The sequence below is a fragment of the Mesorhizobium sp. Cs1299R1N1 genome, assembly GCF_037179655.1.
GTDB lineage: Bacteria > Pseudomonadota > Alphaproteobacteria > Rhizobiales > Rhizobiaceae > Mesorhizobium > Mesorhizobium salmacidum.
This window is the reverse complement of the sequence record NZ_JAPYKR010000032.1, coordinates 1-20817: the sequence shown is the minus strand read 5'-3', so window position 1 is coordinate 20817 and position 20817 is coordinate 1. Positions and strand designations below refer to the sequence as shown.

General features: G+C 55.4%; 19 protein-coding genes and 5 pseudogenes. 6 read left to right on the top strand and 18 right to left on the bottom strand.

Annotated elements, in window-relative coordinates; translation table 11 throughout:
- Positions 1-191 (top strand): hypothetical protein (locus O7A70_RS32195; protein WP_337143945.1); only part of this gene is annotated, 191 nt, incomplete at its 5' end.
- Between the two features lie 31 nt (positions 192-222).
- Here O7A70_RS32195 and O7A70_RS32190 read toward each other — a convergent pair.
- Positions 223-487: pseudogene (locus O7A70_RS32190) on the bottom strand (IS110 family transposase); the annotation flags it as partial.
- Positions 488-691: 204 nt separating this feature from the next.
- Positions 692-964 carry an IS66-like element accessory protein TnpA gene (gene tnpA / locus O7A70_RS32185; RefSeq protein WP_337143943.1) on the bottom strand — a complete coding sequence of 91 codons (273 nt, stop codon included), beginning with the start codon at positions 962-964 and terminating at the stop codon, positions 692-694.
- A 141-nt stretch (positions 965-1105) separates the two neighbouring features.
- Here tnpA and O7A70_RS32180 point away from each other — a divergent pair.
- Positions 1106-1331, top strand: a pseudogene (locus tag O7A70_RS32180) (transposase domain-containing protein); the annotation flags it as partial.
- A 173-nt stretch (positions 1332-1504) separates the two neighbouring features.
- Here O7A70_RS32180 and O7A70_RS32175 read toward each other — a convergent pair.
- Positions 1505-2554: a proline racemase family protein gene (locus O7A70_RS32175; protein WP_337143942.1), complete on the bottom strand. Its 1050-nt coding sequence runs from the start codon at positions 2552-2554 to the stop codon at positions 1505-1507.
- A gap of 63 nt (positions 2555-2617) precedes the next feature.
- Here O7A70_RS32175 and O7A70_RS32170 point away from each other — a divergent pair.
- Together O7A70_RS32170 and O7A70_RS32165 are read left to right on the top strand one after the other, a co-directional pair.
- Positions 2618-2713 (top strand): annotated as a pseudogene (locus tag O7A70_RS32170) (transposase domain-containing protein); the annotation flags it as partial.
- 76 nt (positions 2714-2789) lie between these two features.
- Positions 2790-2879 (top strand): annotated as a pseudogene (locus tag O7A70_RS32165) (transposase domain-containing protein); the annotation flags it as partial.
- A gap of 55 nt (positions 2880-2934) precedes the next feature.
- On the opposite strand, the gene O7A70_RS32160 reads toward O7A70_RS32165, so the two are convergent.
- The 9 genes from O7A70_RS32160 to O7A70_RS32120 all read right to left on the bottom strand — a co-directional run bounded on the left by O7A70_RS32160 (position 2935) and on the right by O7A70_RS32120 (position 12453).
- Positions 2935-3846 carry a dihydrodipicolinate synthase family protein gene (locus tag O7A70_RS32160; RefSeq protein WP_337143941.1) on the bottom strand — a complete coding sequence of 304 codons (912 nt, stop codon included), beginning with the start codon at positions 3844-3846 and terminating at the stop codon, positions 2935-2937.
- A 262-nt stretch (positions 3847-4108) separates the two neighbouring features.
- Positions 4109-4960 carry an ABC transporter permease gene (locus O7A70_RS32155; protein ID WP_337143940.1) on the bottom strand — a complete coding sequence of 284 codons (852 nt, stop codon included), beginning with the start codon at positions 4958-4960 and terminating at the stop codon, positions 4109-4111.
- Positions 4957-5805: an ABC transporter permease gene (locus O7A70_RS32150; protein WP_337143939.1), complete on the bottom strand. Its 849-nt coding sequence runs from the start codon at positions 5803-5805 to the stop codon at positions 4957-4959. The genes O7A70_RS32155 and O7A70_RS32150 overlap by 4 nt, the downstream gene beginning before the upstream one ends.
- A gap of 20 nt (positions 5806-5825) precedes the next feature.
- Complete coding sequence (locus O7A70_RS32145) at positions 5826-6917, bottom strand: quaternary amine ABC transporter ATP-binding protein (protein ID WP_337143944.1); 1092 nt, start codon at positions 6915-6917, stop codon at positions 5826-5828.
- Between the two features lie 89 nt (positions 6918-7006).
- Positions 7007-7858 (bottom strand): glycine betaine ABC transporter substrate-binding protein, encoded by an 852-nt coding sequence (locus tag O7A70_RS32140; protein ID WP_337143938.1) that lies wholly within the window; start codon positions 7856-7858, stop codon positions 7007-7009.
- Between the two features lie 139 nt (positions 7859-7997).
- Positions 7998-9344, bottom strand: a complete 1347-nt coding sequence (locus tag O7A70_RS32135) for an NAD(P)/FAD-dependent oxidoreductase (RefSeq protein ID WP_442921242.1) — start codon at positions 9342-9344, stop codon at positions 7998-8000.
- On the bottom strand, positions 9332-10222 hold the full coding sequence (locus O7A70_RS32130) for a dihydrodipicolinate synthase family protein (protein ID WP_337143936.1): 891 nt from the start codon (positions 10220-10222) through the stop codon (positions 9332-9334). Before O7A70_RS32130 ends, O7A70_RS32135 begins: the two co-directional genes overlap by 13 nt.
- A 1-nt stretch (position 10223) precedes the next feature.
- The gene (locus tag O7A70_RS32125) at positions 10224-11711 is read right to left on the bottom strand and encodes an aldehyde dehydrogenase (RefSeq protein WP_337143935.1); all 1488 of its coding nucleotides are present in this window, start codon (positions 11709-11711) and stop codon (positions 10224-10226) included.
- Positions 11712-11751: 40 nt separating this feature from the next.
- Positions 11752-12453 carry a GntR family transcriptional regulator gene (locus O7A70_RS32120; protein WP_337143934.1) on the bottom strand — a complete coding sequence of 234 codons (702 nt, stop codon included), beginning with the start codon at positions 12451-12453 and terminating at the stop codon, positions 11752-11754.
- Positions 12454-12585: 132 nt separating this feature from the next.
- On the opposite strand from O7A70_RS32120, the gene O7A70_RS32115 reads away from it, so the two are divergent.
- Entirely contained in the window at positions 12586-13278 is a 693-nt protein-coding gene (locus O7A70_RS32115) for a glutathione S-transferase family protein (protein WP_337143933.1), read from the top strand.
- Between the two features lie 117 nt (positions 13279-13395).
- Here the strand turns inward: O7A70_RS32115 and O7A70_RS32110 are convergent, their stop codons facing one another.
- From O7A70_RS32110 to O7A70_RS32090, 5 genes are all read right to left on the bottom strand, one after another.
- Positions 13396-14232 carry a substrate-binding periplasmic protein gene (locus O7A70_RS32110; protein ID WP_337143932.1) on the bottom strand — a complete coding sequence of 279 codons (837 nt, stop codon included), beginning with the start codon at positions 14230-14232 and terminating at the stop codon, positions 13396-13398.
- A gap of 27 nt (positions 14233-14259) precedes the next feature.
- Positions 14260-14916 (bottom strand): amino acid ABC transporter permease, encoded by a 657-nt coding sequence (locus tag O7A70_RS32105; protein WP_337143931.1) that lies wholly within the window; start codon positions 14914-14916, stop codon positions 14260-14262.
- Positions 14916-15560 carry an amino acid ABC transporter permease gene (locus O7A70_RS32100; protein WP_337143930.1) on the bottom strand — a complete coding sequence of 215 codons (645 nt, stop codon included), beginning with the start codon at positions 15558-15560 and terminating at the stop codon, positions 14916-14918. Before O7A70_RS32100 ends, O7A70_RS32105 begins: the two co-directional genes overlap by 1 nt.
- Positions 15557-16330 carry an amino acid ABC transporter ATP-binding protein gene (locus O7A70_RS32095; RefSeq protein ID WP_337143929.1) on the bottom strand — a complete coding sequence of 258 codons (774 nt, stop codon included), beginning with the start codon at positions 16328-16330 and terminating at the stop codon, positions 15557-15559. The genes O7A70_RS32100 and O7A70_RS32095 overlap by 4 nt, the downstream gene beginning before the upstream one ends.
- 78 nt (positions 16331-16408) lie before the next feature.
- The gene (locus O7A70_RS32090) at positions 16409-18403 is read right to left on the bottom strand and encodes an oxidoreductase (RefSeq protein ID WP_337143928.1); all 1995 of its coding nucleotides are present in this window, start codon (positions 18401-18403) and stop codon (positions 16409-16411) included.
- Positions 18404-19000: 597 nt separating this feature from the next.
- On the opposite strand from O7A70_RS32090, the gene O7A70_RS32085 reads away from it, so the two are divergent.
- A complete protein-coding gene (locus O7A70_RS32085; protein ID WP_337143927.1) occupies positions 19001-20086 on the top strand; it encodes a GlxA family transcriptional regulator in 1086 nt (361 codons plus the stop codon).
- A gap of 310 nt (positions 20087-20396) precedes the next feature.
- On the opposite strand, the pseudogene O7A70_RS32080 reads toward O7A70_RS32085, so the two are convergent.
- Positions 20397-20817 (bottom strand): annotated as a pseudogene (locus O7A70_RS32080) (ISKra4 family transposase); the annotation flags it as partial.

The window sequence follows — 20817 nt, the reverse complement described above, 5'->3', positions numbered from 1 at the left end:
TTGAGGAGGAACGCGCGCGGCTTTCGGCTCTGCCTCTGTTCCCTTTCCAACCTCCCATGCTGATGTCCATTTCGTCGGCGGCAGCGGCCGGGTTTTTGGAAACTGATGAAACAGACCTCGCAGCCTTGGTGCCTACTCCACTTGATGCTCTAGAGATTGCCTGCGCCGCCGCTCAACAAGCGGCACAATGATCCTGGCCGAGCCAGGAACGGTTGCCCAATATCGACGTAGCTTGACCCGATCGCCAAGCTTGCGCGGGATCAGAGATGGAGCAATCACGGCGCACTCGTGGCCAAGCGCTTCGATCTCCCGCTTCAGACCGTATCCGGTGGGTCCAGCCTCATAGCAAAATCTCAGCCGACGCACTATCGGACGATATCTCTCCGACATATCGAACCTCGCCCGTACGGCCGCTCTCGGCGAGAGCAACAGCATGCCGATCCTTCGCAACATCCAAACCTACGAAAACTTCGCTATATTCTTCCATGGTTCGTCCTCCTGGCTTGAGGATAGGCTCGACGAGCAACCCTCGCTTCAACACTGCCAGTGTAGGGCGAACCACCTCACAGCCGGCAACCAGAAAAGACATAAGGTCTTACCCACATCACCGTATTCCAGCGTCAACTTCACGCCGTTCGGCAAAGACGCGCTCACCTTGGCTGGGAGTGGCGACGACTTCGGCGGCCGCTCTTCACCACCTTGGTAGCCAGCTCAAACGACATGCTCTGCATCGGCAGGCTGTTCTCTGCAGCGCTGCAGCGCTGACTTGGACCGGAATGAACGCCGACGGTGCCGGTGGCGGCAAAGCAACGGCGTCTTTGGCCGTCTTTATCCATTTCCGAAGTAGGTTGGCATTGATCCCATGTTCAAGCGCAAGCCGCGATATCGACACGCCAGGCTCCAGGCAGGCCGCAACGAGCCGCTCTTTCGACGCCGGGTCGTACCGCCGGCGGCCGTTGCGCAAAATCCGCCTTACCAGCAGTTTCTGTTCATCATCTCAATCACTTGGTGTCCACCTCCGTTAAGTGGACACTTCATCCCAAAACACGCTCAATGGAAAAAGTTGCGTAGAAATTCGCGCTTGTCTTTTTCCTGCTCTCCTAGCAGGCGAAATTGGACCCTCGCCGGTTCCCAGCGTGGGGCTGATCGAGCCGCCATCATGCTCTCCGTCATCACGACTTGTCGCCTCAACGAGGTTGACCCCAAGGCGTGGTTCGCCGATGTGTTCGCCCGCATCGCCGATCTTCCCGTCTCCCGCCTGCACGAACTGCTTCCGTGGACGTGGAAAAGGCCGTGAGGCCAAAAAGGCCCCGGATCAGCTCATCGCCTGAGCGACAGCCTCACTATACATCAGCCAGGGCGCCTGCGCGCGATCCAATTCCGCGGCCTTCCTTTCAAAGGGAGATGATGAAGGCCGCAACGATGCCATGCCGCTGTTTGCTGCTGCCAAGCGTCGAAATCGGTCGGATGGGGCCCAGTGCTACGGAGTTTCCCAGCGACGTGTTCAGTTCGTTGGAAGGATGTGCTCAATGCCTTCTCCCCAAGTATCTGCAAGGGTAAAGCCTTGCTGGAATGGGTCGGACGGATCGACGCCCATCTGCTCAACCGCATAGATCCAAGACCTACCGCTGATCACTGGCTGGATCCCCTTGCGGTGCCCAATTTTACGATCTTGAGTAACCTTCACCGAAAACCTGCTTCCAATGATGGACCGCATTGTGACTTCTTGGTTCAAATTGATCGCACCGCGCGCGCGCATGACAGAGAGACGTGCCGCACTACCCGTCCCACAAGGCGAGCGATCGACTCGGCCCGGCGGCAGGATTGTAGCATTGCGATAAACCTGCCATTCACGATCCTCGACGCTTGTGAACATGCAAAAGGCAATCGAGTTGAATTCGTTCACTAACGGGTGCTGCACAGAGATCTGCTCTTTCGCAGCTGCGACTAAGCGACTGCCAAGGTCGACAAGTTTTCGGGCATTGGCGGGCACAATTTCCAACCCAAGCGCTGCCGCATCTGCAAGTACGTAGTAGACCCCGCCAAAAGCCACATCGACTTTGAGTTCGCCTATTCCCTCAACACGAAGCGGATGGTCGAGGTGCTCTGCGAAACTCTCGACAAAATCGAGTGAGACCGAAGTCACCTTGCCATCACGGCAAGAGGCTCGCGCTGTAACCAGGCCTGCTGCGGTATCCAACCGAATAACCGTTTCCGGCTCCGACATAGCGAACATGCCGGTTTCAAGCACAGACGTAACAACGCACATCGCGTTGGAGCCTGACATGGCGTGGCTACGGTCGCCCTGCATCGGAATAAATGCAATATCGGCACCTGGGTGGGTTGGCGGAAGCAAGAGATTCACGGACATCTGGGCTGCGCCGCGGGGTTCATAAAGCGCGAATTTGCGGATGTGATCGCCATGATCGTTCAGCCATAACAATCTTTCCCGCATATCGTTGCCCGGGACAGGCGCGATTCCTCCGGTAATGACGCGTCCGATTTCACCCTCCGCGTGCGCGCCGATTGCGGTTATCATTTTTGACCATTTCATTGGCATTTCCTCCGCGTCAGCGACCAGCGTGAAATCTGAAACTGGGCGCTGCTCTCATCCGCCGTGGCCACCTGCAGGCTCAACGACGTCAATCCCGTTGCCTACCTCGCCGAAACTCTCGCCATCATCAACGGCCATCCACAGAGCCAGATCGAGGAACTCATGCCCTGGCGATTCCGGAAAACGCCAAGCCCAAATCCAAAGGCGATCGGCGAGGCGCTTACGTTGATACGCAGCCTGGCTAACGCAGACGCTCGAGCGCATCGCCCGAGGCTGGCCGATCAATCAGATCGACGACCTCATGCCTTGGAATTTCAAAACCTGAACGGCCTCAGCGCTGTATTCGGAAGGATTACCTTGATTTGATAGAGATCAAAGTGTCACTCATTACTGGCGCGAGACATGATATGTGCGAATGCACCTTTCAACGTCATGTACACTCGCTGCAAATGCTTTTCCTCCTCCGACGTCAAAGGCCCCAAAGGGGCACGTACCGTTCCAGCTTCAACGCCGGCGAGTTTACATCCGTACTTGACGGATTGGATAAGCTTACCAGCGTCGAAAATAGCCAACATAGGAAGCAATGCCTTCATGATTGCGCGACCTTTGTCAAAATCGCGCTGGATCACGCAGGCCTCATAGAGCGCCACATGCTCATGAGGCAGGAAATTTGCACCGGCGCAAACCCAACTTTTCGCGCCCCAGGCAAAGAATTCAATAGCTTGATCATCCCAACCACAAGAAAGTTCAATATTGGGGAAATTGGACGCCAGATTATGTATGGCACTCATGTCCCCTGATGCCTCCTTGATAGCGATCACATTCTCGGATCTGCTGACCTCTCTAAAATATTCATGGCCCATCGCCACACCAGCACGCGCTGGATAGTTGTAAAGCATGATTGGAAGGTCTGCGGCCTTGTCGATCGCCAGTGCGTGGCGAGCGTTTTCGGACTGCGTCGGGAGGGCATAAGGCGGCGAGGTGATCATTATTGCATCCGCGCCTAGTTCTCTTGCCGCCTTCGCGTAGTGGACCGCATCCTCGGTACGTGTGGCACCTGTGCTCACTATAAGTGGGCAGCGGCTTCCAATCACTTGCTTCGTAAAGGTGGCTAGATCAATGCGCTCCTGTGGTGTCTGAGTAAAATACTCTCCCGTGGTGCCGCCGACTATGATCCCATGCACTTTCGCGTCCAGTAGGAACTCAATTATTGTAGCGAACGTCGACCTATCTATCTGGCCATCTTTCGTGAATGGCGTAACAATCGGCGGGTAGATTCCTTCGAATTTCAACTTTATTACTCCTCTACGGGCTTGTTTATTAGAGACAGCCTTCAATCAGAAGGTCTGACAGCAAAAAAATAAGACCCATTGGCCTGCGCGATGCCGCTCGGTGTTGGAGTGCGCTATCGACAAGCGGAAACCTTCGACCTCCATTGCAACTATTCAACTCTCCTGAAGTTCGCTAAATCCATTTCCACGCACCATTCTTGCTCAATAGAGACCGAAAAGGAATTGTGGTGCACGGACACTCTCCTTTTTTTCAGGCAGTGCCCTACGCGTGATCATTGCGACGGCGCTGGAGGGCGCCGCTTGACAACCGGTCGAGGAAAATGGCGAGGGCGACAATCGACAGACCCGCCCTGAGTCCCAATCCCATCTCCATGCGGGTCAGCCCACGCGTGACCTCGGCGCCCAGGCCCCCGGCGCCAACGAGGCCCGCCAGAACCACCATGGCTAACGACAGGAGAATGCACTGGTTAAGTCCAACGGCGAGGGTGGGGATAGCTGACGGAATTTCGATCTTAAGCAAGATGGTGCGTGGCGAGGCGCCTGTTGCCCTGCCCAGCTCGAGAAGGTCCTTGGGGACTTGGTTGAACGCCAATGTTGTAAGGCGCAACATTGGAGGTACGCCGTAAATAATCGTGGCGATGATGGCAGGGACTTCGCCAAGACTGAAGATGACCACTGCAGGGATCAGATAAACCCACGGTGGAACAGTCTGCATTATATCGAGCACGGGCCGGATCGCGGCCTCGAACTTCTTGTGGCGCGATGCTATGACGCCGAGCGGAAACGCAATCAGCACTGAGATTGCTACCGACACAGCGACCAACGCCAACGTTTGCATGGATGCTTCCCAGAAGCCCATCAAAACGCAAAACAACAAAGCGATGACCGTTACTGCCGAAACGCGGACATTGACCAGAAGCGCAACAAGAAGAAACGCAATCGCTATTACAGCGTAAAAAGGCAAGAACAACAGCGCAACGCCGATACCGTTCAATACGGCCTCGACAACCGTCGATACGCCTTCAAAGAACGGATGGAAATTCGTGTTGAGCCAATCGACAACGGGAGCTAGATAGGCACCGGGTGAGAACGCGAACGTGTCCGTTAAATTCATCCGGCTTCTCCACTTGCGTTCCGGGCCGCGCTCTGGGTGAGCCGATCGAGCACGATCGTGAGGATGACAATCGCTATCGCCGCGTTGATCGAAGTTGGGATATCCAGCTTGCGGACTGCTTCGTAAATCGTTTGACCCAGTCCGCCGGACCCGACGATGCCTGCAATGACCACCATACCGAAAGCCATCATCAGGCTTTGGTTAATTCCCACCATCACACTCGGAATTGCGAATGGCAGCCTGATCTTTGTGAACATCTGCCATGGTGTCAGCCCGCACGCCTCGCCCAGTTCGATGAACTCGCGCGGCGTCAGGCGGATGCCAAGTGACGTCAGCCGGACTGCGGGCGGCATGGCGACAATGAAGGTCGCCGCGAGAGCAGTTGCAGCGCCATAGCCGAGCAAAGCTATCGCGGGCAGAAGATAAATGTAGGGTGGCAAGGTCTGTATGAGATCGAGCACGGGCTGAAGCAGCCGATCGAACCACCTGACAAAGCCCGCGACGACCCCAACCGGGATCCCCACGACAAGAGCCATGATGGTCGCGGTGATAACCAGCGCCAATGTGCTCATGGTGTCCGCCCACAATCCCATCAACGCACAGAAAACCAACGCGGCGCCCGTAAGGATGCCAGCCGTCAAACCAATCAAACGCCATGCGAGGACTGCGGCGATGATGGCGATCACATAGAATGGCCCGAGTTGCAGGAGCGAGAGCACGACGTCAAATGTTCCCTCCAGAATTGCTCGGAGCCAATCGAACAGCCCGGCGCCACGATCGCTGATCCACTCGAGGATTATGTCGATCCACTCATCAAAGCCACTGGTAAAGAGCGATATGTCCATCCCGGTTTCCTCAATGGTGGTTATGTCGCGACCGCGGTCACGGCTGGACTTCCGGCCACGCCAACCAGGAGACTGCGGATCGTGACGACGCCCACGACTGCGCCGCAGTCGACAACGGCTAGAGCATCAGTGGCCGATTGCGTTATCAAGCCGATGAGTTGGCCGATGTCCGCGTCGGGCGTCGTTGTCGGCAGGGCTTCGATATCGCAATCAGGCATGCTGCATCTGAATTTCCCAACCGAAAGCATCACCGAATGTGCCTTGACGAGATGAATTCTGGAGATGCCCGCAACGAATGCGGCGACATAGCTATCAGCAGGCTTGGTCACGATGTCCTCGGCAGTGCCCACTTGAACGATTATTCCATCCTTCATGATGGCAATGCGGTCGCCGATGCGGATGGCCTCCTCCAGATCGTGCGTAATGAATACGGCCGATTTTCCGAGGGATTTGGTGAGCTGCCGGAACTCGTCCTGGAGTTGACGGCGGATCAGTGGATCGAGCGCGCTGAACGGCTCGTCCATGAGAATGATTTCGGGATCAGCGGCGAGTGCGCGCGCGAGACCGACGCGCTGCTGCATACCACCCGACAATTCGGAGGGATATCGTGACGTCCAGTCCGAGAGACCGACTTTTTCGAGCGCCGCCAGCGCAGTCATGTTGCGCTCCTTCCTCGGAATGGCCTGCACTTCGAGGCCGAAAGCCGCGTTCTCCAGCACCGTGCGATTTGGCAGCAGCGCGACGCTCTGAAATACCATTCCGATATGGTGGGCGCGCAGTTCCCTTAGGTCCGCCGCATTCATTTCTGAAATATTCCTGCCTCTGATCATAATCCGCCCAAGGCTCGGCTCGATCAGTCGATTGAGCAGTCGGATCAAGGTCGACTTGCCGCTGCCCGATAGTCCCATGACACAAAAAATCTCGCCGCGCCTGACCTGGAGGCTGGCATTCGAGACTCCGACGACACAGTTGAATTCCTGCAGGACTTGCGTCTTCGACAGTCCGCGTTCCGCGACCGCCTTCATGGCGGCTTGCGCGCGCGCACCGAAGATCTTCCAGACCGACCGGCAGTCGATCAACAGTTCGTTAATGTCGTTAATCGCGGCATTCATCGTGTTACCCATGAGCCAGCTTTTCTTCAATATCTTCTACAGCTGGATTTTTAGCGGGCCGTCCGGTGAGGTACGGCCCGCTTCGGCAATTATTCCGTCTTCAAGTTCTCCCAGCGCTTTAGCAGGTCGGGGTGCTTATCGGTCCACTCCTTTACCGCTTGTTCCATAGTCAAGCCGTCGCTCACGCGGGCGTGGATCGCGCTCATTTCTTGAAGCGGGAGAAACACGCCGGCAATCAATTCTCTAGCGTTCGGATGATCAACGGAGAAACCCTTTTGAGCGATCCAGTAATAAGCCTCTTTTGGCGGGAATACCCCTTTGGGATCATTTAGGAATTTCATGTCAAACTTCGTCATCATCCATGACGGCTCCCAGAGCGTAACGGCTATCCATTCCTTCCGATCCACTGCGGCCTTCGTGGCCGCCACCATGGCGGCCGTGCTGCCTTCAATGAGCTTCAGCTTGAGCCCGTATTCCTTAACCGCTGCCTGGGCCTCGCGCATGATGCCAGAGCCCGCTTCAATGCCAATGATCTTGTTGTCGACCTTGTCGGCAATACCATTCAATTGTTCGACTGAATCAATCGGTACGTACTTCGGAACGACGATTGCTTGATACAGACCGTAAGAAACGGCAGAGAGCTTTTCGAGCTTGCTCATGTTCTTCTGCCAGTAATCATGCGTGGTATAATCGGGCAGAGCCGTCATGATCTGTACATCGCCATGAGCGAGAGCGGCGAAGGCGATACCCCAATCTGAGAACGCGACTACCTTGACCTTATAACCGGCATTCTCAAGCACTGTCTTGGTCACGCCGGTAATTGACGTCATGTCGTCCCACCCCAAAGTGCCAACCGTGATGGTCTTTTCCTCAGCGTGGGCGGACCCAAGAGCCATACAAAACATGGCGGCCCCGACTATTCCCTTCCAGATATTTCTCATTTTATTCCCCTTTCATTCCCTGCTTCAACGTGGGCATTTGCCCGGCCTACAAAGAGCTTAGACGTAGGAACAAACGCAGCTTGGACGCCTTAACCCTTTATCTACTTCGCAAGAGACGCTCTCGTTGCGATGTGAAGATTCATTCACCTCCCGCGTGCCATTCCCTAAATGCGAGGTTGAGGCGTGCGCCCACCTCAACGAGCGGCCGCGGGGGCAAGTCCTTAGGGTTCTCAAACTCGCTGAAAATTTCACCGAGTTTGGACCGATGTCCAACCAAGAGTTCCGCGATCGCTATCCCAGCTGCGGTAGCCTTGGTCCCGCCTATGCCGTTGCAGGCGCAGGCCGCGAAAATCCTGTCTTCCACTTGGCCAAACAACGGCACCGTGTTCCAGGTGAGCGCCAACGCGCCTGCCCAACGATACTGCATTTTCAAGTGGATATGGTCCGGGAAACGGCCTGCAAATTTGCGGTCATGGAGGTCGCCTGCACTCTTCATCGAGCCAGCGCTGACCTCTATTTTCGGGTTGTAGGTGTAGCGGGAGCGTATCAGTATCCGGTCGCCATCACGCCCATTGATACGTCGTACCGTGGTGCCCATCGGCAAGGCCGGAGTGGCTCCCCACTTACGAAGTCCTCCAAGCGTGCCGGGATCAAACGGTTCGGTCAGCGAGGAGTAAGTGAACACATGGAGAAGTTTGCCGTTCCCGAACCCGAAGCTCTCCGCGTGGCCGTTTGTGGCAAGGACCACCCGACTAGCCCTCACCTGCCCCTTGGGTGTCTTGACCAGACACCCGCTCGGTGAAGTCTCAATGACAAGAGCCGGAGTGCGCTCGAACAGTAGGATCGGCTCGCGAAATAGATCGGCAACGGACCTCACCAGCGCGGCGGGTTGGACCATGACGGATGCAGGTGTGAAGAGTCCTGATTTGAACGATCTCGTGCCAGTAACTTCCGCGATCTGCTCGGCCCCCAAAAACTCGTGTGCTTCACCCCATGACTTGAGTCTGGACGAGTAAGCGGCAAGGTGCGCCGTACCCGCATCGGTCATAGCAACGCTGTATTTGCCGCTGGGATCAAACACGTCTTTGCCCCAGCTATTTTCTCCCGCGAGGCGCACGTAATGTTGAATCGCCGTCCGCGCGATCGCTATTTCGTTGCTGGTTTTGCTAATCGCATCGACCCCAAAATTTCCCGATGAAATGTCATGGGGCAAATCAATGAGGAACCCGGAGTTTCGACCACTGGCCCCGTTTCCAACGACGTCTGCATCGATAACTGCTACGGATAATTTCGGATCGAGTTGCGCTAATCTAGTGGCAGCCGCCAGGCCAGCGAACCCTGCGCCGACAACGACAACGTCTACGGTGATGGCGCGATCCAGCGAGGGTGCTTGATTTCTGGAAGGAAGCAGTGCCACCCATCCGGATTGCGCGCCATGAGTGGGAAGACGGCGCGCTCGGAAGGTCCTGTTACTCATCGTTTTGATTCTTGCTCGGCTAGTGAGCCTAGGGCGTTCCGCAGCGCGGCGACACGGTCGGACGAGATGGGGTGGAAAGGTCTCCTGGCATTGCCGCAGTCATAGCCAGTAAGTTTGGCAGCCGCGTACGCGCTTGGGACATAATCACCAGACCAAAGCAGCGTCATAATTGGCTCTAGTTGCCGCCAGAGGGACCGAACGTCGCCCCATCTCTTTTCACTAGCAGCCTTTACGATCGCGACGCAGGTGCGTGGCGCAATATTCGCGCCGCCCCAGATCAGGCCCGAGCAACCTGCAAACAGCGAGAACGGCACGAGTGGATCGGCGCCGTTTAAGATCTCCAGGCCCGTATCGATCAGTTTGACCTGTGAGACCAAGTCCGCGCTGCTGTCCTTAATGGCTCGGAATTCGGGTAGTTCACAGAGTCGGCGGAGCAGGTCCGGGGTTATTCGTATACCGGCTACTTGGGGCAAGTTGTAGCCGATGATCGGCACTCCAACCTTTGCGACTTCGGCATAAAAGTCGAAAAGACTGTTATCGTCCGAGGGACCTTCGAAGAACGGCGGGAGAATCATCACGCCGTCCGCACCTACGTCCTTTGCAAATTGTGCCCTTTCGACTACCTCGGCTGTGAGTAATGCTGAGGCCTGAGCAATCACTTTGGCGCGGCCGGCGACGATACGCGATCCCTGTTCTATCAAGGATCTCGATTCGTCTGGCGTGAGATAAACATGCATCCCGGTGCCGGAGCTGAAAACGAAGCCATCGACGCCGGCGCTCAGATAGCGTTCGATGAGCTCCTCCAGGCGTTTAAAATCAATAAGTCCGCTCTCATTGAAGGGCGTGGTGATCGCGAGATTGAGACCCGGGAAAGCAAATGCCGACATTTCAGAAATCCTCGTTTGAGTCGCTCAGATCGACCCAAAGGGTCTTGGTCTGGCAATACTGATCATGCGCCTGGAGCGATTTGTCCCGACCGCCAAAGCCCGATTGTTTGTAGCCGCCGAACGGAGTAGCGGCGTCCCCTTCTCCGTAGCAATTCACGGTGACCGTTCCAGCCTTAACCGCCCGCGCGGCTCGAAGCGCCCGTGTGCCGTCCGCAGTGAAAATCGAGGCCGCCAGGCCATATTCAGTCTCATTGGCGAGAGTGACTGCTTCCGCCAGTGAGTCCACTCCAATCACGGAAACAATCGGTCCGAAAATCTCGTCCCTAACATGCCTGCTGTTGTGTCTTTCGAATTCGAAGATCGTGGGCTCGATCGTGGTGCCGTTGAAAACCCTTCCGCCAATCACCAACTTGCCATCGCATTCCAGATAGCTGCTGACCTTTTCGAAATGCGTGGGGGAGATGAGCGGGCCAATGCGGGTCTCTGGATCAAGTGGGTCGCCAACAGTCCAGGTCTTAGCGGCTTCACTCAATTTTTCCAGAAGGCGGCCCTTCACGTCCTTATGGACGAAGACACGTGAAATAGCCGAGCAATTCTGACCCATATTCCAGAAAGCGCCGTTGCAAATGTGGGCCGCCACCGCACCAAGATCACGAACGTCGTCCATAACGATACAAGGGTTCTTACCCCCCATCTCGAGAACCACTTCCTTCAAATTGCTCTCGGCGGAATACTGCAAGAAGCGACGGCCAGTGTCGGTAGAACCTGTAAAGGAAATCGCGTCGATGTCGGGATGGCGACCGATCGGCTCGCCAACCTCCGGACCATTACCGGTCAGGACATTGAAAACGCCGCGCGGAAGGCCAGCTTCCAGAGCCAGTTCTGCTACGCGCAATGTGGTGAGCGACGTCTCTTCAGCCGGCTTGACAATAAGCGTGCATCCTGCTGCGAGAGCCGGGCCGATCTTCCATGCCAGAGTGAGCAGGGGAAAATTCCAGGGCAGCACGATCCCAACGACCCCGATTGGCTCGCGAACGATCAATCCAAGAGAAGCGTCGTTCGCCGGTGACACCTGGTCGTAAATCTTGTCGATGGCTTCAGCGTGCCACCTGAGGCAGTTGATAGCCTCCGGTACGTCAATGTTGATGCAATCACTGATCGCCTTGCCGCTTTCCACGCTCTCCATCAATGCCAGCTCGAGCAAATTATCCTCGATGACAGCAGCCAACTTGAGAAGCACCTGCTTCCGGTTTGCCGGAGCCAGCTTGGACCACCGGCCGTCTTCGAACGCTTGCCGGGCGATGGCGACAGCATTGTCCACATCGGCTGCCGAAGCTGCCGGTAGCTCGGCCAGCACTTCCCCCGTCGCTGGATTGCAGGTCTGGAACGTTTTGCCCGATAGCGCGGTCGCCATCTCACCATCCACGAACATCCTGTTCGGCAATGTTAGTGATCGGACTTGCGCCCTATAGTCCACCTTGTTTAGCATTTTGTTCTCCCGAGTGTCGCAATGATGCCGGCAGCAGTTATCATTGAAGTTCGCCCTGCATGCCGCTGGGCAAAACGTAGAGCGCGATATCGTCTCGAAGAATCTCAAGATGCGCCCGCGTTATTTCGCCCGCGGCTTCCACATCACCTGATTCGATGGCCTCAATTATCTCATCGTGCTGGCGCACAGCCGTTCCCTGATCCTTCTGGACCCGCAGGTCTGTGTGCTGCCGATAGAAAACTTTACCAACTCGAGCGTGATCAATCAGAAGCTTCTTGAGACTGGGAAGCAAGTATTCGTTGTGCGCCATTTTTCCAATGCTGAGGTGAAACTGGTGATTTAAGATCACCCTGTTCTCAACATTGCCGTCAGCGATCGATTCCCTAAACTTCTGCTGTGTCTGCTTAAGGACCTCGAGCTCCTTCGCGGTATGGTTGACAGCAGCGAGCTTCGTCGACGCGACGTAGATCATCGGAGCGACCATCAGGAAATTCCTGAGGGTATGGTAGGATATGATGGGAACGCGCGCAGGGCGGTTGGCCTCCAGATCGATGTAACCTTCGCCCGCCATCTGTTTCATGAGCTCGCGGACCGGTGGACGCGACAGCCCAAATTCCTGGCTCAGAGCGACTTCGTCGAGAACTGACCCAGGCTCGAGCTGCATCGTCAGTATGCGATTGACGAGCGTCTCAGCGAAAACGCCCTTTCGGTCCTTTGAGGTGGCGGGTTCATCCGGGATCATGATCGCTCCTAGCTTTTGGGAATTCCTATTGTAGACAGACATGCTATGTCAAGATAGGCTAAAAATATTACGGATGCACGCCCCGGCCGTCCTCGGGCGGCATATTCCGGCTATCTCCTGGAGGGAAACGATATGAAGCTCTTCATGACCGGCACGACCAGAGGTCTCCCTCCCTGTATGGTGTTGGAAGAAGCTAAAGCGGACTATGAACTTGTCGTTGTCGACATCCGCAAGAGGGACCGCCCAGCGGATCTTCTCGCCTTCAATCCCCAGGGTCGGCTGCCGGCGCTGAAGGACGGAGAGGTGGCGATCGATCAGTGCGTCGCGATCCTTCTCTATTTGGCAGACAAGCTCGGCGTACTGCTTCCGACATCGGAGCCGGCGCGAAGCGAAGCGATCCGCGCCCTTATGATTGCGTCCACCGACGTTATGGACGGGCACGCCGCACTCTTCCAATTGATGCGCCGTGATGATGCGGACTACTCTGGGCTGATCCGGGATTATCGCCAGCGCCTTCTCGGAGACATCTCGCGCTGCAACGAGCTTTTGAAGGATCGAGACTATTTGGCCGGCAATATCTCCGTTGCGGACTTTATGCTCTACACCATTGTCGGCCAGTATGAGCGAGCAGCGTTGGCACGGAATCATTTTGACGCACTTGTTGGATGGATGGACCGAATTCGCGCACGTCCCGCCGTTCGGACCGCCGAGTCCAGATGTGCTTACATGTACGATGTGAGCCGCACCCTAGGGGAAGAGGTACTGGATCCCGAAGCTGCGGTCTCAGGTCTCCGTCCGGTCATGTCGACAGCGCTAACAAACTAGCGTCGACCCATGGAAGGACGTCGTGTGTGCTGATCGATCGTAGCCCGATTTCATCTAAGTCTCGTCGTTGGCACGTCCAGCTCACCAACATGAGCTGGACGTGTACCGATCTTGACTTCACTTGATTAGCCGAGGTGCTCCGGTGTCCCCCAACGAGGGATCGAGTTTGTAAGACTTCAGAGTTTCCGTCATGGACCCATCTCTCTGCATTTCCTGAATATCGTCATCCAGCGCTTTGCCAAGTGCTTCCTCGCTCTTGATGTATGGAAAGGCAGACTGTGCCGGTTCCACAGTAGCCGCCACACGTGGGTCTGCGCCCACAACCTCGACCTTGTAACCCGCCAGACTTCCTGAATCGATTGCTGCCACGCCCGAAATATAGCTATTTGCAACCGCATCAATCCGGCCGGCCCGAAGATCGTTAAGCGCGTTGTCGACGTCTGGATAGAGTGCCAGACCGTCACCGAGCAGTTTCCGAAGGTCGTCTACCCAAAGATAACCCGAAACGGTACCGATTTTTTTTCCAACCATGTCATCCACGGTGGAAATCCCGCTCTTGGAATAGAGGGCCATCCGATCGATATAGATTGGATATGAAAGCCCGACGATCTTCGATCGTGCCTCCGTACGATACCAGCCGCCGACAACGAGGTCCGCCTTCCCCGCCACAATATATTGAACAGCGGTATTCCCACTGATAAGCGAAGGACTTATCTTCAAACATTCCATTTCGGCGAACTTCTTGAGGATGTCGCTTTCCACACCCCCGAACTCGCCTTCCGTTGTCATAAAGGACTGCGGTGGCTGCGTGGTAACGGCAACGGTCAGTTGGCCGGCATGAAGTGTTTCGAATTTATGCTTCGGCGAACATTCTGCAAAAGCCGACCCGCCAATGAGGCTCGCTGCGAGACATATCGCGCCGGTTAAGGCGGTGGCACGTTGTACTCTTTTCATAGTCCCCTCTCCATGGTTTCTACTGCGCTAAAGATGTTGACCTGCTTTGCGCTCCGCATGTGAAACAATAAGCGATGCAGGAATGCATATGACGGCGTACAAAATACCGGCCATCATCAAGACTGGGAAATACTGGAACGTGTTGGAACCTATTTCATACGCTCTGCTTACAAGCTCTGGAACGGAGATCGTAAAACATAGAGATGTCGCTTGGAATATCAGGATCGAAAAGCCAAGCAATGGGGGCGCCACTACTCTGAACGCCTGTGGAAGTATTATAAACCGCAATGTGTCGATACGGCTCAGGTTGATTGTGATGGCCGCCTCTTTCTGGCCAGCGGGTACAGCCTCCAGCCCTGCCCGAATGATCTCACTCGTGTAGGCTCCCGTGTTCCATGCAAGAGCGATAACGGCTGAAGTGACAGCACCCAACGTCAAGCCCGCGGTCGGTAGTCCAAAGTAAACGAACTGCAATATTACGAGCGCTGGTGCACCCCGTCCGATCTCGACGATGAACAGCGCAAACCAACGGGCAGGCCACCACGCGGACTGAACCAACAGTGCCAGCCCAAGACCGAGTGGAATGCCAACAGATAGACTTAACAGCGCGACAAGTAGACTGATGCCAAGTCCTGACAACAGAGAGGGTAGCCAAGAGTAATATTCTGCGATCATAAGGAGCATCAATGAGATATCCTTCTCCTTAGTTTCGCGTCCGCGAAGCGCGAATAGAATGCGATTGGCAGGCTTATACAAATATATATCAGGGCAACAACCGCATACACGCGAAGACCATTAAAGGTCATCTGGGAAACGTGGTATGCTCTAAATGTTAACTCCACGACGCCGATTGTCGACGCGATCGCAGTGTCTTTAAGGAGACCTATGAAGTAACTGGCGGCGGATGGCAGAGCGATGCGCAATGCCTGGGGTCCCACAACGTCTTTATAGAGCGAGTATCGATCAAGCCCAAGCGCTTCAGCGGCATCCCACTGTCCAGAGGGTACCCCGGACAGCGCGCCTCTATAAATCTCTGCCAGATACGCGCCTGAGATTGCCCCAAACGTGATTGCCGCAGCGGTGAACGGCTCAAGCTCGAACGGGCCATTCCCAAGGCTGAAGAATACGATAAAGAGCCAGACAAGCGCTGGAGTTCCACGCACGATCAGAATGTACCCCTGAAGAATCCTGGAGAAGAGGCCCGGTCCAGATCGCATTGCTGCAACGATAGGAAAGGCTAGTAAACACCCCAATGCGAACCCGGTGGCGGTCAGCGAAAGGGTGTAGGGCAAACCGGCAATCAAGTAGTGAAGATCATCTTCTTTCATCGGTTAGACACCGCGCTCAGAAATTTCCTTGAGCGTTCGTGCTGCGGCCGGCGAATGATGTCAGTGCTCTTCCCCTCTTCGATTATTTTACAATCTGCCATGATCGTAACGCGATCAGAGACATGCTCGGCAAAATGCATCTCGTGCGTTACGACAAGCATCGTCATTCCGCTTTCCGCAAGCTCCCTCATTACGGCCAGGACCTCGAGCCCCAGCTCAGGGTCGAGCGCCGAGGTAGGTTCGTCGAAAAGCATGATCTTAGGATCGAGTGCTAACGCCCTGGCTATCGCTACGCGCTGCTGCTGACCGCCCGAGCAACGGCCAGGGTATTCGTCCGCCTTCGAAGCCATGCCTACGCGATGGAGTAGGTTCATCGCCTTTTCCTGCGCTTCTTTCGGTCTGGTGCCCAGCATGCGCTCCTGCGCCAAGCAAACATTGCGCAAGACTGTCATATGTGGGAACAGATTAAAGGACTGAAATACCATACCAATTGACCGTCGAAGACGAACGAGTTCAGCTCTGTTCGGCTCCTTGGAGGCGTCTATTTCGGTCTGGCCAATTCTGAGTATTCCGCTGTCTGGCCTGGTAAGGTAATTCATACAGCGTAGCAGTGTACTTTTCCCGGACCCGCTCGGGCCGATGATCGCTCGAACTTCCCCTGGATCCACGCTCAAACAAATATCGCGAAGTACGTCGAGTCGTCCGAAGCTTTTCGACAGCCTGTCAATCGCGATTAAAGGTGATGTCGAGATAACACGGGGCGCTCTCATATAAGACTCTTCGGGTTGTTATTTTATTCGTTGTCAGCCCAATGATAACTTTCACTACTATCGTAGAGTTCGGCTTGTTTAGCTCGAACCGATTGACATTCCCGCTCGCCGGCCCTCGTAGAAAGCGTACGGAGCTTGCCGTGGTGCGACGCAGTCGCCAATTTGGATGTACTTGACGCCCAGTTGGGTCAGTTCAAGAGCTAACCAGTTCGCAGCTACATTGGACGTCGACAATACGAGACCGTCGGCATCGAAAACCTCTCGTTTTCCTGTCAGGTGAGAAATAAGTGTTGCAGAGTCTCCGCTCCAACTTTCAACACTCGTCTCTGTTCGGAATGTGACGCCCAGCATACTCAGAGTTTTTCTTAAAGGGGCATCGGCGTTGGTGCGTTGAAGATCCTTTCCGATTACTGCGTCAGGGGTCACAAGAACGACCTTGTGCCCTTGCTCGGCGAGTTTCCACGCCGTTCCGCATCCCTTCCATCCACCGCTTTCGTCCAACAGTACAACACGGGGGCCAAGTCTTGCCTGGCGAGCCATGACACTCTGAGCCGAAAAAACGTTGCCGCGATCAATGCCGTCAAGATCCGGGTAAGCCGGCCTGGCTTTCTGAAAACCGGTTTCCTGAGGCAGCGATCCTGTCGCAACGACAACAGAATCGGCATTAATGCTCACGACATCATTTCCTTCGACATAGGTATTCAGTCGAATCTCGACGCCGAGCTTTTCAAAGCGCGTCTCATACCACCGGATTAAGTCAAGGATCTGGGCTCGACGAGGTTGCTCGCCGGCGAGGCGGAACGCTCCGCCTAGTCCACCCGATGCCTCCGCGAGGACGACCCGGTGACCTCTCTCTGCGGCTACCCGTGCAGCCTCTAATCCCGCAGGACCGCCTCCAATGACAAGGACCGACTGCTTTGACACGGCAGGCTCGAACCGATCCCCGCCCCATTCTGCTTCGCGACCGGCGGAGGGGTTCACCAGACAGCTGATCCAATAGTCCCTTGACCTTCGACCCCAGCACATCTGATTGCACGAAATGCAGCCTCGGATGTCTTCCGGAACGCCGTTTCGCGCTTTCGTCACCAGGTGCGGATCGGCAATCTGTCCTCGTACGATCGAAACGAGATCTGCGGATCCCTCACCAATGGTCATTTCAGCATTTTCAGGGGTCCGGATGTGGCTCTCAGCAGTGACCAGCGCATGCTTCACAGCGCGTTTGACACTTGCCGCCAAGTCGACTCCCAGCCGCTCCGGATATTGGAACGTAGGCATCGTGCTGTTGTGGTCAAAATAGCCACCTGTCCCGCAGGTTACGTAGTCGATCAGACGTTCTTCATCGAGAAGAGAGACAATTTCCACCAACTGTTCGTGTGTGAGAGCCGTCGGGCAATTGGGCTCGTCACTAATACTGAGGCCGACTACAAACTCCTGCCCGCATCGATGTCTGATAAGGCGGAGGACCTCCTTCGAAAACCGCATTCTATTCGAAAGAGTACCCCCCCATTTATCCTTTCGCTTGTTGTAGAATGGGGTCCAAAATTGATCGAGAAGACCGCCATAAGCGGCCCAAACTTCAACCCCATCAAAACCGGCAGCCTGGCAGCGGACCGCTGCTTCGACAAACGAGTTGATCGTCTCCTCGATCTCCGCATCAGTCATAGCATGCGAGCTGTCACTATCGTGATAGCTCGGCCCGCCCGACGGAGACCAGGCAGGATGAAAAGACAGGTCGGAATCGCCGTGGCTTCCGACGTGATAGATTTGCTGCAGAACAACAGCCCCGTGCTGTTTGACAGCATCGGTTAGCTTCCGGAAAGCTGGTATAACCGTGTCGTCGCAGGGCCTAAAATTGCCTCGGGTGAGGACCGTCGCAGGGTGAACCGGCATGGGTTCAACCACGATCATCGCCGCTCCTCCTAAAGCGCGCTCCACATAGTACGCTATGTGTTGTTCGCCAGGGACACCATTAACAGACATGTTGGCAGTATGCGCACCGAAGACAACCCGATTCTTGAGGCGATGCGGGCCTAAGGAGATTTCACTGAAGATCTTTGGGAATGTGGTCGTCATATCAAGTTCTGCTGGCTAGTGCTCGTCGTTCGGTTTAGACGCAAGGGCATGCACGGTATCGGCGAGTTGTCGCGTGGCCCGTTCGGCTCTAGCCTACTAACGTCCTGCTTGGACCTTCGCCGCGATGTCTGCTTGACGCGATGCGTTCCGGAAGGTCGGGGATTTTGAGAGGAAATATGGGCCACAAACGTCTCTGCCGATTTGTTCAATTCAGTCTCTGGCTTCAAAAATCCGACAGCGAGAACCTCCCGGGCCTTACCTGATATGCCTGGCGGACCATTTCCGGCTAGGGCACTGCTTGTAGAAACAGTGCTAAGTGCGACGGTGTCGACACGGCAGCCGACGCTGCGTTCCGAGACTATTTCGTCAGTCTTCGCACCGAAATTGCCGCTCAGGCCGTATATATTTACAACTTGTGTGGAGACATATTTGTAACTCGCAGACGAAGCGAATTTTCCGCTATTGAATAGCGTAGCGATTGCCGCTCGCTGGCTCACGTTCATTCCCCATTGTTTATTTTTACCCACGCGACTGCTTGAGCAGTAGCCGACTGACGCTTTTACGTCTGCGTCCCTATGGGCCCGAATTCTATTTGCCTTGCGCAAAGCCGTATTGTATTTTTCGGACAAATTGTTAGCGTTTTTAGGGATGCCGGCATTGGATTTTGATTATTCTCATCTCGGGCCCACCAAGCTCCCGCCGCTCATAAAGACGCCGCTGCGCGTCGGAATCGTCCCGACACCGCACTTTACGCTCATGTCGCTCGGTTGCATCATTGATGTTCTGCGACTTGCTGGCGACGAGAGCGATTTTAGCCGCCAAGTTTATTGCACATGGGATGTGTTATCGCACGATGACATGCCCATCACCGCAAGTTGCGGCATGCAGATCCACCCGACGAAGATCTTTGGGGACCCGTCCGAATTTGACTATATAATCGTGCATGGGGGCATCCTGCACAACAACGAAAGGCCTTGCGCGACGACATATGAATTTGTTGAGACAGCCGCGCGTATGGGCGTCAAACTTGTAGGATGCTGTACGGGCACAGTTGTCTTGGCGGAATTAGGCCTTCTTAACGGAAAGCGCTGTGCCGTCCACTTCGATTTGATTGGAACTATAAGGCGATACTTCAGCGAAGCCGTGCCCGTTACAGATAGCTCTGTGGTGTGCGACGGCAACATTATCACTTCTCCAGGAGGTCTTGCGGCTGTGAATCTGGCGATGTTCCTCGTTGCAGAAGCATGCGGCGAATCTCGTTCGCAAAAGGCGTACCATTATCTGTTGGGCGATCGCGGGTTCGAGAGTGTGAATTCCACGGTAGATCACGACCCCCGATTGAAATGCCTCGATCGGCGTGTTGAGCATGCGGTCGAGCTTATGCGGCAGAAGCTCTACGAGCTCTGTTCAGTGTCGGACATCGCGGCGAGCGTTGGGACAAGTGAGCGCGAGTTGTCTCGTTTGTTCAGGCGGCACCTGCAGATCTCACCAGCTCTCTTTTGGCGCCAGATGCGCCTTAAATCAGCAAAGTGGTTCCTCCTAAATAGCGACCGTTCCATTGCGCAAATTGCTTATGAATGTGGTTTTGCCGACAGTGCGCACTTCGTGCGGGGCTTCAAACGCGAATACAACACAACGCCATCGAGATTTCGCAGGTCTCACTGGTCTCTCGGTGTACGCTGAGCGTTGAATATCGAATTAGTCGAAGACTTCACAGCAACCATTCAGCCAGTTCGAACTCGCAGGCCAGCGCGACGAGCAGCCCACCGAAATCCGTGCTTCACTGCCATGCAGAGGATCGGCGCCGCTTGAATAGTGCCAATGCGATTGGCGATTGGGAGCGATGAGGGGGAGCATGAAAAAGCTGGGGGAGCCACGCCGCCATTTTCGCCTCGTTCGGTGAAGACCGCCGTTCCGTGCGCCAGCGCTTGAAATCGTCGTCGAGAGTGCCGTCGAGCACGCGGGTTGGGGAGCATAAAAAAGTTGGGGGTCATCAGGCTGCCAATTTGATGGCATTTTTCGGTGCCTGCCGTTCCTGGCGCCACCGTTTGAAGTCGTTGTCGAGAGTGCCGTCGAGAACGCGCGTTCGCAGTTGGATGAGGAGGTGGACGCCACGTGGCGTCCATTGCATTTGTTGCTTTTTGGCGAACCGCTTGGCAATGACCTGGTTGACCGTTGACTCGACGAAGGCGGTCGAAACCACCTCGCCATGGCGGTGCCGTTCGGCGTAATTCGGGATGAGATTGGCGTTGTTGTCGATGTAGCGGCCGAACTCCTGCAGATATCGCTGCAGCTTGCGTACCTCGGGCGGCGGATCGAGGACGAGGTCGAAGCCATCGCTAAAATCCTCCAGGAGCGCGAGTGCGCGACCGACATTGCCGTGCCAAAGATGGTGTTTTACGCTTTCGAGCACC